Genomic DNA, 13182 nt, shown 5'->3' on the forward strand with positions numbered 1-13182 from the left:
CCGTTATGCGCGCTCGTACCGAATACGCGTGCAAAGGCCGCCAAGTTCACCGCTGGCCAACTTCGGCATCACCTCGGGCAGCTCATCGAACCGGAATTCCCCGCTGATCAGCGCGTCGAACATGGGATCCGCGAGCAGTTCCATGGCCAGCGCCATCCGTTGCGGGTACGTCCGCCGAGGGTGCGCCACCGTACCCACCTGGCTGGCCCGAATCCCCAGCCGGCGGGAGTGAAACCACTCGCCGAGCGGCACGTTCACCCGCCGGTCGCCGTACCAGCTGACCTCGATGACCTCACCCCCTGGCGCGGTCAAGCCTATCGCGCAGGCCAACCCGGTTTCCGTCGCACTGGCGTGAACCACCAGGTCGCAGCCGCCTTTCGCGCTGTCGGGTGAGACGAATTCCACCCCGATCGCGGCGGCGACCGCCGCCTTTTCCGGATCGATGTCCACTAATTGCACGTCGGTGAAACGAGCCAGAATTGCGGCGACCGACGAGCCCACCATTCCGGCACCGACGACCGCGATCCGGTCCCCCAGCCGCGGCGCCGCGTCCCAGGCCACGTTCACGGCCGTCTCGACCGTGCCGGCGAGGACGGCGCGCTCGGCGGGGACGTTGTCGGGCACCAGTGTCACCGCAGCGGCCGGCACCACGTACCGGGTCTGGTGTGGATACAGGCAGAACACGGCCCGGCCGAGGAGGTCGTCCGGCCCCTGCTCGACGACACCGACGTTGAGGTAGCCGTACTTCACCGGCGCCGGGAAGTCGCCCTCCTGGAACGGCGCCCGCATCACGTCGTACTGGTTCGCCGGCACTTCTCCCCGGAACACAAGTGTTTCCGTGCCTCTGCTCACACCCGTGTATAGAGTTCGAACCAGAAGGTCATCCCGTACGTATTCAGGGAGTCGGACCGGCCGGATGTCCCCATGGCCGGCCGACCGTACCCAGAAGGCGCGCTCCACCAGCACATTCCTCTCGTTGACGGCTTCGGTTGACAGCGATGTGTGGTCGGACGCACACCATACGTGGAAGGTCCGACATGAGCAGGGCAGGCCGAATGGCTCTGGCAGCCGGCGCGATCGCCGAAGTGGTCCTGTTGGCGATCCTCAGCCTGGCCGCCGGGCTGGGTGTGCTCGGCTGGCTCGCCGGGACCGTGTACAGCGCGGTCCTGATCACCGCCCTCTACCGGTCCGGCGCGGCCCGGCTCGGCCCGGCCGACTACGTGACCCTGGCCCGCGCGACGCTCGTCGGGTGCGTGACGGCGATGATCGCGGACGCGTTCCACCAGTCGCCGCCGATCCCGCTGATGGTCGTCATCGCGTCCGTGGCGTTGGTTCTGGACGCGGTGGACGGCAAAGTCGCGCGCCGTACGGGAACGGTGTCGCCGTTGGGTGCGCGGTTCGACATGGAGGTCGACGCGTTCCTCATCCTGGTGTTGAGTGCTTTCGTTGCCAGCACGCATGGCTGGTGGGTGTTGACCATCGGCTTGATGCGGTACGCGTACGTGGCCGCCGGCTGGTTCCTGCCGTGGCTGCGGGGTTCGCTCGCGCCGAGCATGGCGCGCAAGACCGTTGCCGCCGTGCAGGGCGTTGTGCTCGTCGTCGCGGCTTCCGGGATTCTGCCGCTGTCCGTTTCGGTGACGCTCGTCGGGTTCGCGTGGTTCGCGTTGGCGTGGTCGTTCACCGACTCCGTCATGCTGCTGTACCCGCGGCGCGAGCGTCAGCTGGTGACGTCCTTCGTCGCGAAGTTCGCCCACGCGGCGCCGAAGAACAAGCCGATGTAGACCAGTTGCAGGATCACCCCGTTGTCGATGTTGCGCCACGCCACCGGATCTCGGAAGAAGTCGATCCAGGACAGCCAGTAGTGCGTCGGCAGGTACGGTTTGATCACCGTGGCCGCCTCCAACGCCTCCAGCACCGAACTGGTCACCAGCACCGCGATGGCGCCCAACGCGGCCCCCAGCGCCGAGTCGGTGATGGTGGACATGAACAACGCGATGGCCCCGAACCCCAGCATCGACAACACGATGTAGCCGACCGCGCCCAGTAGCCGGAACACGACGTCAAGCGGGCCAAGGGAAGCACCGGACAGCGACGTCACTCCCCCGGGCTGGCCCACCGCGGCGGCGTCGCCGTTGCCGAACAGCGTGATCCCGAAGATCAACGACGTGACGACCACGAGCACCACCGCGCCGACCACGAACACGGCCAGCGCGATCAGCTTGGCCAGCAACAACTTCGTCCGTCCGACGGGCCGGACGAGGAGGTACCGGAGGGTACCGGTGGTGGCCTCGCCCGCGATCGAGTCACCGGCGATCACCGCGACCGCCAGCGGCAGGAACACGGGCAGCACCAAGGCCAACGCGGCCGCGGGATACAGCGACCCGTTGCTGAGCACAGCGGACAGGAACGCCGCGCCCTGCCCCGGCGGCGGAGCGATCTTGGTGGTGGCCAGGAAAACAGCGACCACAGCGGGCAACGCGCACAGCATGCCCACGCTGAGCCACACCCGCGGGCGGAGAACGAGTTTGTGCAGTTCGACCTTGATCATGACGCCACCTCCCGGATCATCGGTCCAGCCTGTCCGCGCCGGGGCCGGTGGCCGCCAGGACGACTTCTTCCAGTGAGCGCCGCTCCGGGGTGATCGAGGCGATCCGCATTCCCTCGCCCACCAGCCAGGCGTTCAACTCGGCCGCGTCCTCGTGCTCCACCACGATGTGTTCGCCGGCGCGGGAGACCAGGCGGCCGTTCAGGATCCCGGTGATCTTGTCCGCGTCCGGGCTTTCCACCAGGATCCGGCCAGTGGGCGCGCGCAACGCCGTCAACTCCTCCTCCAACACGAGTTTCCCCCGGTCCACCACGCCGACACGAGTGCACAACTGCTCCACTTCGGACAGGAGATGGCTGGACAGGAACACTGTGGTGCCCGCTTTGTTCAACTCGGTGAGCAGGTCACGGATCTCGCGGATGCCTTGCGGGTCAAGGCCGTTGGTGGGTTCGTCCAGGATCAGCAACCGAGGCTCGCGCAGGAGCGCGGCGGCCAGGCCAAGGCGTTGGCGCATGCCCAGGGAGTACGCCTTCACCGGGCGTTCGTCCACGCCGGCCAACCCGACCTGGCCCAGGACGTTCTCGATCCGCGCACGGCGGGCCGACCGTTTGTCGCGGGAGCCGATCGCGTCGATCAGGCTCAGGTTGCGCCGCCCGGACAGGTACGGGTACGCGGCCGGCCCTTCGATCAACGAGCCGACCTCGGGCAGGACCTCGGCGGCGCGGGCGGGCATCCGGCGGCCCATCACCTCGATCGTGCCGCTGGTCGGGTACACCAGGCCGAGCAGCATCCGGACCAACGTCGTCTTGCCTGATCCGTTGGGCCCGAGGAAGCCGTACCGGTCACCCTCGCGGACATGCAGCGAGACCGAGTCGACGGCCACCACGGGCCCGAAACGCTTGGTCAGCGACTCGGTTCTGATCATCGGTTTCCCCTCGGCAGCGCGGCCAGTTCGGTGCCCGCCTGCTGCAGGACCGTGGCGGACACCAGGCCCGCGAGCAGGTAGGTGCGGCGGTTGCGGGGCACGCGCTGGACCGCCAGGGACAACGGTGGGATCTCCAACCGCACGAAGTCCTCGGTCTGCTGCGCGCCGGCCTTCACCGCCGCGTCCACCGCGGAGTTCGCGAGGTCACGCGGCAGTTGGAGCATCACGAACGACGACAGCCCCGCGCCGTACAGGCCGACTCCGGGCAGGCCGGCGAGCGCGTCGGACCGTCGGGCCCGGCCAGCGAGCCGACCCGGTGGGCGGACCAGGCCGCCCGAGGCCAGCACAGACGTGACGTCCGGCAGTTCCGCCGTGTTGAAGCCGACGTCCGGCCCCACTTCGTAGCTCAACGCGCTCTCCGGCGGCGGGCCCAGGTCGATCTCCAGGAACCGGCCCATGATCACCGGCGACGACGCGCCCTTGGCAGTCAGCTCGACCTGCAACGGTAGGCCGCTGTCCGGATCCGCCCACATGTCGACGTACCCGACGGTGGTGTCCGGATCGGCCGGCGCCAGCCGCAACCCGGCCGCGGACACCCCGGCGACCCGTTTCGACGCGATCGCGCTGACCGCGTCCCCAGGCGCCCCGGCGAGGATCCGGCGGGCCAGGTCCGGCGGCAGCAGGTCGCCCGCCCGCGGCAGGCGGACCATCAGGTCGGCGGCCTCGGTGAACGTGTTCTGGCCGGAATCCCACAGGTACTCGGCGTCCACCTCGTGAAATACGTCCCGCTCGCCTGCCGTGTTCAGCACCGCGAACCGATAGCGGTCCCGCGCCGCGTACCAGGTACGCATCTGCGTGGTGCCGCTCAGCAGCGCGGTCACCGAGGCGAGTTTCGGCAGCTCAGGCACAGCGAGCCGGCCGACACTCTCGGCGTAGCCCTGATGCGCCACGTCCGCGGAACGCAACATCCGCTCACGGAGCTTCGCCGCGTCCGTCCGGGTGTCCCGCGCTGGCCACACGCTGGAGACGACGGGCACGGCGGCCGCGGCGGCGGTCAGGCCGGCGACCACGAACCAGCGTCTGCTTCTCGGCACACTCACCCTTCTAACGATCCACAAAACGCGAATGATTCGGGTAAAGATGGGTGGGTGAAGTCCTGGTGGCTCGGCCTGAGTCCGCGCCGGCGCCTCCTGATGACCGTGGTCGGCTCGGTGGTCGCGGTGTTCCTGGCGTCGCTCGGGATCCAGCGGCTGTTCGACCAGTCGGCCGTCGCCGACCGCTCTGACCTGGGGCCGGTCCTGCTGATCCCAGGGTACGGCGGCAACCAGGCGTCGCTGTCGGTCCTGGCCGACCGGATCCGGCAGTCGGGCCGGCCCGCGATGGTCATCGCGTTACCCGGGGACGGCACAGGCGACCTCCAGGAACAGGTCGCCGTGCTGCGGCAGACCGTCGACGACGCCTACAGCCAGGGCGCGACCTCGGTGGACCTGATCGGCTACTCCGCGGGCGGTGTCGTGGCGCGGCTGTGGGCCGAACGCTACGGCAAACAAGCGCGCCGGATCATCACGCTCGGCTCGCCCATGCACGGCACGCAGGTCGCCACGGCAGGCAACACGCTCGCGCCGGACGCGTGTCCCGTCGCGTGCCAGCAGCTCGCGGTCGGCAGTTCGGTGCTGCGGCCGTTGGCGGACAAACCGGTCACCGTGCCGTGGATGTCGATCTGGACCGAGCAGGACCAGACCGTGGTGCCGCCCGACTCGGCCCGCCTGGACGGCGCGGTGAACGTGCCGTTGCAGAGCGTGTGCCCGGGTGTCCGGGTGAGCCACTCGGAACTCCCCACGAACCACGTGGTGACGTCGTTCGTGATCCAGGCCATCAGCCTGCAGGACCTGACCGTGCCCACTTCGACGGATTGCTGATCACATGACGACACAGGACTGGGTCGCCTGGCACGAGACGTACGACGACCCGGAGAGCTTTCTCGCCCGCCGCCTCCGCGTGATCCAGCACCGGGTTCGCGAGGCGCTGGACACCGTAGGACCGGGCCCTGTCCGGGTCCTGAGCATGTGCGCCGGTCAAGGGCGTGACCTGCTCGGCGTCCTCGCCGACCACCCGCGGGCCGCGGACGTCCAGGCCCGCCTGGTCGAACTCGACCCGCGGAACGTCGCCGTCGCCAGGGAGTCCGCCCCGCCCGGCGTGGCGGTGGTCCTGGCGGACGCCGGCACCAGCGACGCGTACGACGGCATCGCCCCGGTGGACATCGCCCTGGTCTGCGGGGTCTTCGGCAACATCTCGGACCAGGACATCCGCACCACGGTCGAGCACCTGCCGATGTTCCTGCGCCCCGGCGGCACCGTGATCTGGACACGCCACCGGGTCGACAACGACCTGCCCACCACGATCCGTGGATGGTTCACCGAGAACGGCTTCACCGAGGTGGCCTTCGACAGCCCAGCCGACACATTGTTCTCCGTCGGCACCAACCGGCTCGCCGGCGCACCCACACCGTTCCTTCTGGGTGTGCGCCTCTTCGAATTCACCCGCTGACACCCCGGGAATGCCACGGCACAGGACACCGTTCCCCATGGTAAGTTGAACGCTCAACAACCCGAGGAGCCTGTCATGCCGGCCGTGACCGCGGACACCCTGACCCTCCCCCGCATCACCGCACCGGACGCCACCGCCGCCCAGCAGCGACCGGTACGGTCCGTGACCACCGCGCCCAGCGGCTTCGAAGGCGAAGGCTTCCCCGTCCGGCGCGCGTTCGCCGGAGTCAGCACAGCCGATCTCGACCCGTTCATCCACATGGACCAAATGGGCGAGGTCGAGTACGCACCCGGCGAGCCCAAGGGAACCGCGTGGCACCCACACCGCGGTTTCGAGACCGTCACGTACATCATCGACGGCGTGTTCGAGCACTCCGACTCACACGGCGGCGGTGGCGTGATCACCAACGGCGACACCCAATGGATGACCGCCGGCAGCGGCATCCTGCACATCGAGAAACCACCGGAGCACCTGGTGCTGTCCGGCGGCCTGTTCCACGGCATCCAACTGTGGGTGAACCTGCCCCGAGCCAACAAGTTCAACCCACCGCGCTACCAGGACATCCGCGCCCGCCAGGCAAACCTGCTGTCATCGACCGACGGCGGCGCACTCCTCCGAGTCATCGCGGGTGACATCGGCGGCCACGAAGGACCAGGCTCCACCTTCACCCCGATCACCCTGGTACACGCCACCATCAGCCCCGGCGCCCAACTACAACTCCCCTGGCGCAAGGACTTCAACGCCCTGGCCTACACCCTGGCCGGCAACGGCACAGTCGGCCCTGAGGGCAACCCAGTCCACAAGGGACAGCTGGCGGTGTTCGGCCAGGGAGACGCACTGACCATGGCCGCAGCCACCAGCCAACCGACAGCGGAACCCAACCTCGAGATACTGCTGCTCGGCGGAAAACCGATCCGAGAACCAGTAGTCCAGTATGGACCATTCGTGATGAACACCCGCGAAGAAATCCTGCAAGCCCTCCAGGACTACCAACGAGGAAGCTTCGGAGTCATCCCAGGCGACCACATCCCGCACACAACCTGAGACCCAGAAGACGCGTGCCCGCGCCACACACCTGTGCTTCGTTCTGTCTCCCGGCCGACCTGGGCGCAGCCCCTCCTCCTGGTCGATCTGCCGCCCGGCGAGGGCATTCTGTCGAGCAACCCAGCAAAGACCTGGTTTCCGCGGCGTGGACAACCATTGGTGGCGCCCAGGCGGTTGTAGGGGTAGGGACGACGGGAGGGCGCGATGGGCGGTACCGAGGATTTCGACGGCTATGTCGCCGACGCGTGGCCGCGGCTGCTGCGTTCGGCCTGGCTGTTGACCGGTGATTGGTATCTGGCCGAGGACCTTCTGCAAACCGCGCTGGCCAAGACCTATCCACGCTGGCGCAAGGTGGCCGGAGACCATCCCGACGGCTATGTGCGCAGGATTCTTCTGACCACGTATTTGTCCTTATGGCGGCGAAAATGGCGCGGGGAGATTCCCACTGCCGAGTTACCCGATCATCCCGGGACGGACGAGCACGCCGCCAGCGACCTACGGTCGGCACTGGCGGATGTGTTGCGCGGTCTGCCACGTCAGCAACGGGCGGTGCTGATGCTGCGGTTCCACTGTGACCTGACCGAGGCGGATACCGCGCGGGTGCTGGGAATCGGGGTGGGCACGGTGAAAAGCCATACCGCGCGGGCGCTGGAAAGCCTGCGCGCTCGCCCGGGACTACGAGAGCTGTTGACGGAGGGAGCACTGCCATGAGCGCTGAGGACCTGTTGAAAACCCTGCTCACCGACCATCTGCCCGATCCGCCCGCTGCGCTCGCCGCACCGACACCACGGCGTCGGCGTACCCGGCCGGTTGTTCCGATCGCGAGTGCCGCGGTGGCCGTGATCGCTGTGGGCGCGGTGATCGCCATTGGAACAACCCGAAACGGCGGCGTGGGCGTCGCGACTGCTCCGAATACGCCGTCCTCGATTGCGCCGGTCGCCGGGAAGTTCTGGTCATGGGGCGAGGGGCAGATCGATCGGGATGGCACGGTTACGGTCGATTTCAGGCACGGGACGTGCGATGGACCGTGGCACTTGCGGGTCATTGAGCGCGATCAGGTGGTGATCCTCGGGCTGGAGGATATCGGCACCCAGGATCCCCATCAGGGGTGTGCCCTGGTCTCCGTCCTCGGCCAGGCCACGGCCCGGCTGACCGAATCGCAGCGAGGCAAGCCGGTGTTCGACGCCGCGGACGGCAAGCCCCACCAGTTGTTCGACGTCAGCAAGGTGCTCAAGCCCGGGTATCTTCCAGTGCCCGACAAGCCGTTCTTCCAGGGCGTGTGGGACGTGAACTCCCCGCAGCCGGGGGCCTGGGTCAGGATGTACAACACCGAACTGGACGGCGGGTACGCGTTGAACATCGTCCAGGGCACCATGCCCTATCGCGATGGGGAGCGGGTGCGGGACGTTTCGGTTCGGGGTGGACCGGGCACGGTGTACCTGTCCAGCATTCCACCGAAGATCGACCCGCAGACCGGGCAGCCCTATACGGATCCGCGCACGGGCAAGCCATACGAGCCGATGCGAACCATTTCGGTCGTCTGGCAGGAAGGCGAATGGTGGTTCACGGTGTCCATCCGCCCGGCCGATGGCACACCGAATGACCAGGAGGCGCTGATTTCAGAGGCCCTCAAGGTCGCTGAGGGCCTCCACAAGTAGTACTACTAGGCGACGACCCCCAACTGAGCCCCGCCATCAACGCGCAGCACCACACCGGTGGTGAAAGAGTTGTCGATCAAGAACCCGATAGCGTGCGCGACATCCGAAGGCTGCCCAACCCGACCGGCCGGAGTCCCCGAAGCGAACCCCTCGAAAGTCTCCGCCCGAACGTCCGCCGGCAGGAAGTCCCACCACGGCGTGGCAATCACCCCAGGCGAAACGGCGTTCACCCGCACCGGCCGCAACTCCACCGCCAGCACCGGCACAATCGCCTCGACACTCGCGTTCACCGCGGCCAGCGCCGCAGTCCCCGGCATGGCCCCGCCAGAGGAGATCGCCGAGACAAAAGTGATCGACCCATCCTTCCGCAACACCGGCAGCGCGGCCTGAGCCACCCCGATGTGCGTCACCAGTTTCCCGTCGACATGGTCCTGCACGTGCGACAACGGCATTGACGCGAACGGCGTCATGCCGGACGGCCCGGTGACCGTCACGACCACGTGATCCACCGCCCCTAACTCGGCGAACATGGCCGTCATCGCCGTCTGGTCGCGGGCGTCCAGTGCGTGCCCGCGCGCGTTCTTGCCCAACTGGTCCAGTGCCGCGGCCAGCTTTGTCCCGTCCCGGCCGACGACCACCACCTCGCGCCCGCCATCCACCAGGCGCTGCGCCGTGGCCAGGCCGATTCCTGACGTTCCGCCCACGACAACCACAAGTTCCGGCACAGCCGTCCCTCCAGATCAATATCGATACACGATGCCTCGTAAACATATTCGAGGCATCGTGTCTTGTAAAGTGCCCGGCATGGTCGGAACACGGGGACGCCCGCGCAGCGAGGAAGCCAGGATCGCCATCCTCAAGACCGCGCTGCGGTTGTGCGAGCGCGACGGCTACCAGCAGGTGACGATCAAGGCGATCGCGGACGAGGCCGGGGTCGGCCGGCAGACGGTGTACCGGTGGTGGCCGGACAAGACCGAGGTCGTCCTGGACGCGCTGCTCGACCTCACCGAACGCGAACTCCCGCAGATGTTCCACGAGACCGGCGACACCCTGCGGGACGTCGAAGCCATTCTGCGGCTGACGTTCGACTACTCCCAGCGGATCACCGGCCGGGCACTGGTCGGCGTCATGGCGGACGCCCAGAGCGACCCGGAGCTGTCCAAACGCCTGCAGGGCATGGTGATCGGCCCACGCCGGGCCGCGCTGCGGGACATCCTGCGACGCGGGGTGGAGGCCGGCACGCTCGCCGAGTCCGTCCCGCTCAGCCTCGTCGTCGACTTCGCGTGGGGCACGATGTGGTACCGGCTGCTCAGCCGGCACGCGCCGATCAACGCCGCCCTGGCCAAGGAGATCACCGACGCCGTCGCGCTGATGCTCAGTCCCGGCACACTGGATCACTGATCCCGGTCCGAACTGGTCCACACCACTGGACCACTGCCGGGTTACCGTCGCCGGCATGAGTCATGTTCTCCTGGCCGGCGCGTCCGGCGTCGTGGGCCGCCGGGTGGTTCCGCTGCTCGTGGCGCACGGACATCAGGTCACCGCGTTGTCCCGGCGCCCGCAGGACCTTCCGGTCGACGTCGTGATCGGCGACGTCTTCGACCGCGAAGCGCTGATCGAGACCGTGCGGCGGGTGTCGCCGGACGTGGTGATGCACCAGCTGACCGACCTAAGCGGCCGGGACTTCGCGGCGAACGCGGAGATCCGCCGCACCGGCACCCGTAATCTGGTCGACGCCGCCCTGGCCGCGGGCGCCGGCAAGGTGATCGCGCAGAGCATCGCGTGGGTGTACGAACCCGGAGACAAGCCGGCGACCGAGCAGACACCGCTGGACAACGCGCCCGAACGAGCAGGCACCGTGGGCGCGGTGGCGGCGTTGGAGGAGGCTGTGCGGGAGGCGCCGGAATGGGTTGTGTTGCGGTACGGCCTGTTCTACGGCCCAACGACGTGGTACGCGCGGGACGGGCTGATGGGTGAGCAGGCGCGGGCGGGCGAACTGGTCGCGGACGGCGACGTCAGCAGTTTCGTGCACGTCGACGACGCGGCCTCGGCCGCCGTGGCGGCTCTGGACTGGCCTTCCGGCGTGGTGAACGTCGTGGACGACGAGCCCGCAGCCGGACACGACTGGCTTCCGGTGTTCTGCACGGCCGTCGGCGCGCCGCCGCCCTCGACCAGCGACACCAGGCACGGTTGGGCTCGTGGCGCGGACAACAGTCACGCGCGCGGGCTCGGCTGGGTGCCGCGACACCCGTCCTGGCGGACCGGCTTCGACGCCTGGTGAGTAGCCTGCACACGATGAGACGTGTCGGGTTGACTTTCACAGCGGTGACGCTGCTGCTGGCGGGGTGTGACACGAACACGCCAAGCCCCCCGCCTGGGCCGCGGCCGGTGTTGGGCAGCGGGACCAAGGTCACGGCGACGTTGACGGACTTCCACGTCGAGCTGTCCCAACAGTCGTTCCGCGCCGGCACGTACACGTTCGATGTGCGCAACACGGGCAAAGTGACGCACTCGTTGGAAATCGTGCGCGAGGACCAGACGGACACCCGGTCCGACAACATCCAGCCAGGGCACTCCGACCAGATCACGGTCGCGCTGACCCCGGGGAAATATCAGGTGTTCTGCCCGGTCGGCAACCATCGCTCCCAAGGCATGGACATGGACATCACGGTGACCAGTTGAACGTGAGTGAAACTGAGCATGTCGGTCAAGTGACTGATGTCTGACGCGGCCCCGCCACGGACCATCTCCATGGCGGGGCCGTAACGCTCCGAACCTCAATGAAGAGGGGGAGCGATGTCACGCGATACCACCATCTCCACGGCCGTCGTCTTCGCGTTGGCGCTGAATCTGCGGCCCGCCGTGACCAGCCTCGGCGCGGCGCTGGAAGACGTGTCCGTGGCCCGGAACCTGACCGCGGCCGTCCTGGTCGCCTTGCCGTTGTGGGCGATCGGCGTCGGCGGCTGGGCGACGCCATGGCTGCGGCAACGGTGGGGAACCCATCGCACGGTGACCGTGTCCCTGGTCGGTTTGGCGTTGTCGCTGGTCGTCAGGGTTCTCGGTGGGGTCGCGTTGCTGTTGTCCGGCACGGCTTTGGCGTGTTTCTCGATCGCCGTGCTCGGCACGATGCTGCCCCTGCTGGCCCGCGGTTCCGCCGGCTACACCCTGGGGCTCGGCCTGGGCAGCACGGCCGGCGCCCTCGTCACCCCGGCGGTCGTGACGTCGTCGTCATGGCAGGTCGCGTTGGGTGTGTGGGCGTTCGTGGCGTTGCTGGCCCAACAGGTGTGGTGGCGGACGCGGATCGAAGTGCTGCCGCCGCGGGCCGTTCCCGGCAAGGTCAAGGCCGGCGCGTTGACTATCCACTTCGGACTCATCTCGACGGTGACGTTCCTGGTCATGGGCTGGTTCCCGGGAATCCTCCGCAACGCGGGCGTGCATCCGACGACCGCGGGCGCGTGCCTGGCGGTGTCCATGGCGATGGGACTGCCGATGATGTGGCTGGTCCCCGCCTGGACACGCAAGTGGCGCAACCAGACGCTGCTCGTCGTCACGCTGGCCGCGCCGAACGTCATCGGCGTGACCGGCCTGCTTGTCGCGCCAGCCGCGGCACCCTGGCTGTGGGCGTGCGCGACCGGGCTCGGGATGGGCGCGCTCGCGTTCGCACTAACCACGATCTCGTTGCGCAGCACGGACAACTCCCCCACGCTGTCCGCGGTGGTCCAAGGCGTGGGGTACGTGATCGCCGGCTTCAGCGTGCTGGCGTGCGGCTGGCTGCACACCGAGACCGGCACCTGGCGGGCGCCGCTGCTGCTGGTCCTGGTGATCCTGCTCGGCCAGGTGGTCAGCGGCCATCTAGCCGTATCACACGTGTTCGGAGACCAACACCGCGACCGTGTCCGGCGTCAGCGCCTCGAAAACGTGTTTCACGTCCCCTGGGTAACCCACATAGTCCCCCGGCCGCAGTTCCACCGGTTCCTCCAGGATCCCCACCAGCGCGCGGCCGGCGCTGAGCACAACATGCTCGAAAACCCCGGGCCGGTGGGGCTCTGACTCCCGTACCGTGCCGGGCTGCGCGGTGACCAGGTAGATGTCGCGGCGGGCGTTGGGCGGGCAGGACGACAGGACCTTGGCGATGTAGTCGGCGTGTTCGGCGGACACGACCAGGCCCTCGTCCGCGCGGATCACCTGCACCTTCGGCTGGGGCGGTTCGATCAGCTGCGCGAACGGGACGTCCAGGGTGACGCACAGCGCCCAGAGCGTCTCCACGCTCGGGTTCCCGGTGCCGGACTCCAGTTGGGACAGGGTGGATTTGGCGATCCCGGCCCGGCGGGCGGTCTCGGCCAGCGACAGCCCGGCGCGGTGCCGTTCCCGCTGCAACGCGGCCGCGATCACGGTGATCACCGCCTTCGACGAGTCGACCATGCGTTCGCTCCATCAGTCCATGCGTTCGGTTTGACAAACGC

At 68.3% G+C, this 13182-nt stretch carries 15 protein-coding genes and 1 pseudogene; 10 read left to right on the forward strand and 6 right to left on the reverse strand.

All coding sequences use genetic code 11. The features are described from left to right. Positions 1–3: 3 nt before the first annotated feature. A complete protein-coding gene (locus tag EV192_RS46370; RefSeq protein ID WP_132125348.1) occupies positions 4–960 on the reverse strand; it encodes a zinc-dependent alcohol dehydrogenase in 957 nt (318 codons plus the stop codon). 95 nt (positions 961–1055) lie between these two features. Between EV192_RS46370 and EV192_RS46375 the strand changes: the two genes are divergently transcribed. Next, positions 1056–1781, forward strand: coding sequence for a CDP-alcohol phosphatidyltransferase family protein (locus EV192_RS46375; protein WP_243727511.1), 726 nt, complete (start codon positions 1056–1058; stop codon positions 1779–1781). Here EV192_RS46375 and EV192_RS46380 read toward each other — a convergent pair. From EV192_RS46380 to EV192_RS46390, 3 genes are read right to left on the reverse strand one after another with little or no spacing between them, the layout of a single operon-like run. Then, the gene (locus EV192_RS46380) at positions 1718–2548 is read right to left on the reverse strand and encodes an ABC transporter permease (protein WP_132125165.1); all 831 of its coding nucleotides are present in this window, start codon (positions 2546–2548) and stop codon (positions 1718–1720) included. The two genes, EV192_RS46375 and EV192_RS46380, sit on opposite strands and share 64 nt — an antisense overlap. Before the next feature lie 16 nt (positions 2549–2564). Continuing rightward, on the reverse strand, positions 2565–3470 hold the full coding sequence (locus tag EV192_RS46385; protein WP_132125166.1) for an ABC transporter ATP-binding protein: 906 nt from the start codon (positions 3468–3470) through the stop codon (positions 2565–2567). Then, entirely contained in the window at positions 3467–4570 is a 1104-nt protein-coding gene (locus EV192_RS46390) for a LolA-like protein (protein ID WP_165960958.1), read from the reverse strand. Before EV192_RS46390 ends, EV192_RS46385 begins: the two co-directional genes overlap by 4 nt. Before the next feature lie 48 nt (positions 4571–4618). On the opposite strand from EV192_RS46390, the gene EV192_RS46395 reads away from it, so the two are divergent. From EV192_RS46395 to EV192_RS46415, 5 genes are all read left to right on the forward strand, one after another. Beyond that, positions 4619–5389 (forward strand): esterase/lipase family protein, encoded by a 771-nt coding sequence (locus EV192_RS46395; protein WP_243727512.1) that lies wholly within the window; start codon positions 4619–4621, stop codon positions 5387–5389. A 4-nt stretch (positions 5390–5393) separates the two neighbouring features. Beyond that, complete coding sequence (locus EV192_RS46400) at positions 5394–6017, forward strand: class I SAM-dependent methyltransferase (protein ID WP_132125167.1); 624 nt, start codon at positions 5394–5396, stop codon at positions 6015–6017. Positions 6018–6092: 75 nt separating this feature from the next. Further along, entirely contained in the window at positions 6093–7061 is a 969-nt protein-coding gene (locus tag EV192_RS46405; RefSeq protein ID WP_132125168.1) for a pirin family protein, read from the forward strand. 204 nt (positions 7062–7265) lie between these two features. After that, complete coding sequence (locus EV192_RS46410) at positions 7266–7772, forward strand: SigE family RNA polymerase sigma factor (RefSeq protein ID WP_132125169.1); 507 nt, start codon at positions 7266–7268, stop codon at positions 7770–7772. Beyond that, positions 7769–8719, forward strand: coding sequence for a hypothetical protein (locus EV192_RS46415; RefSeq protein WP_132125170.1), 951 nt, complete (start codon positions 7769–7771; stop codon positions 8717–8719). Before EV192_RS46410 ends, EV192_RS46415 begins: the two co-directional genes overlap by 4 nt. Before the next feature lie 5 nt (positions 8720–8724). Here EV192_RS46415 and EV192_RS46420 read toward each other — a convergent pair whose 3' ends face one another. Then, positions 8725–9444 carry an SDR family oxidoreductase gene (locus tag EV192_RS46420; protein ID WP_132125171.1) on the reverse strand — a complete coding sequence of 240 codons (720 nt, stop codon included), beginning with the start codon at positions 9442–9444 and terminating at the stop codon, positions 8725–8727. 79 nt (positions 9445–9523) lie between these two features. On the opposite strand from EV192_RS46420, the gene EV192_RS46425 reads away from it, so the two are divergent. From EV192_RS46425 to EV192_RS57230, 4 genes and pseudogenes are all read left to right on the forward strand, one after another. After that, a complete protein-coding gene (locus tag EV192_RS46425) occupies positions 9524–10120 on the forward strand; it encodes a TetR/AcrR family transcriptional regulator (RefSeq protein WP_132125172.1) in 597 nt (198 codons plus the stop codon). Positions 10121–10175: 55 nt separating this feature from the next. Then, positions 10176–11000, forward strand: coding sequence for an NAD-dependent epimerase/dehydratase family protein (locus EV192_RS46430; protein WP_132125173.1), 825 nt, complete (start codon positions 10176–10178; stop codon positions 10998–11000). Between the two features lie 14 nt (positions 11001–11014). Continuing rightward, on the forward strand, positions 11015–11401 hold the full coding sequence (locus EV192_RS46435) for a cupredoxin domain-containing protein (RefSeq protein WP_132125174.1): 387 nt from the start codon (positions 11015–11017) through the stop codon (positions 11399–11401). 114 nt (positions 11402–11515) lie between these two features. After that, positions 11516–12397, forward strand: a pseudogene (locus EV192_RS57230) (MFS transporter); the annotation flags it as partial. 183 nt (positions 12398–12580) lie between these two features. Here the strand turns inward: EV192_RS57230 and EV192_RS46445 are convergent. Then, complete coding sequence (locus EV192_RS46445) at positions 12581–13141, reverse strand: helix-turn-helix domain-containing protein (RefSeq protein WP_132125175.1); 561 nt, start codon at positions 13139–13141, stop codon at positions 12581–12583. Between the last annotated feature and the right edge of the window lie 41 nt (positions 13142–13182).

This window comes from Actinocrispum wychmicini, assembly GCF_004345645.1.
Classification (GTDB): domain Bacteria; phylum Actinomycetota; class Actinomycetes; order Mycobacteriales; family Pseudonocardiaceae; genus Kibdelosporangium; species Kibdelosporangium wychmicini.

Coding starts and splice junctions, on each gene's coding strand:
- EV192_RS46415 (WP_132125170.1), top strand. CDS start 7,769: ATGAGCGCTGAGGACCTGTTGAAAACCCTGCTCACCGACCATCTGCCC.
- EV192_RS46445 (WP_132125175.1), bottom strand. CDS start 13,141: ATGGTCGACTCGTCGAAGGCGGTGATCACCGTGATCGCGGCCGCGTTG.
- EV192_RS46400 (WP_132125167.1), top strand. CDS start 5,394: ATGACGACACAGGACTGGGTCGCCTGGCACGAGACGTACGACGACCCG.
- EV192_RS46405 (WP_132125168.1), top strand. CDS start 6,093: ATGCCGGCCGTGACCGCGGACACCCTGACCCTCCCCCGCATCACCGCA.
- EV192_RS46435 (WP_132125174.1), top strand. CDS start 11,015: ATGAGACGTGTCGGGTTGACTTTCACAGCGGTGACGCTGCTGCTGGCG.
- EV192_RS46375 (WP_243727511.1), top strand. CDS start 1,056: ATGGCTCTGGCAGCCGGCGCGATCGCCGAAGTGGTCCTGTTGGCGATC.
- EV192_RS46385 (WP_132125166.1), bottom strand. CDS start 3,470: ATGATCAGAACCGAGTCGCTGACCAAGCGTTTCGGGCCCGTGGTGGCC.
- EV192_RS46425 (WP_132125172.1), top strand. CDS start 9,524: ATGGTCGGAACACGGGGACGCCCGCGCAGCGAGGAAGCCAGGATCGCC.
- EV192_RS46410 (WP_132125169.1), top strand. CDS start 7,266: ATGGGCGGTACCGAGGATTTCGACGGCTATGTCGCCGACGCGTGGCCG.
- EV192_RS46380 (WP_132125165.1), bottom strand. CDS start 2,548: ATGATCAAGGTCGAACTGCACAAACTCGTTCTCCGCCCGCGGGTGTGG.
- EV192_RS46430 (WP_132125173.1), top strand. CDS start 10,176: ATGAGTCATGTTCTCCTGGCCGGCGCGTCCGGCGTCGTGGGCCGCCGG.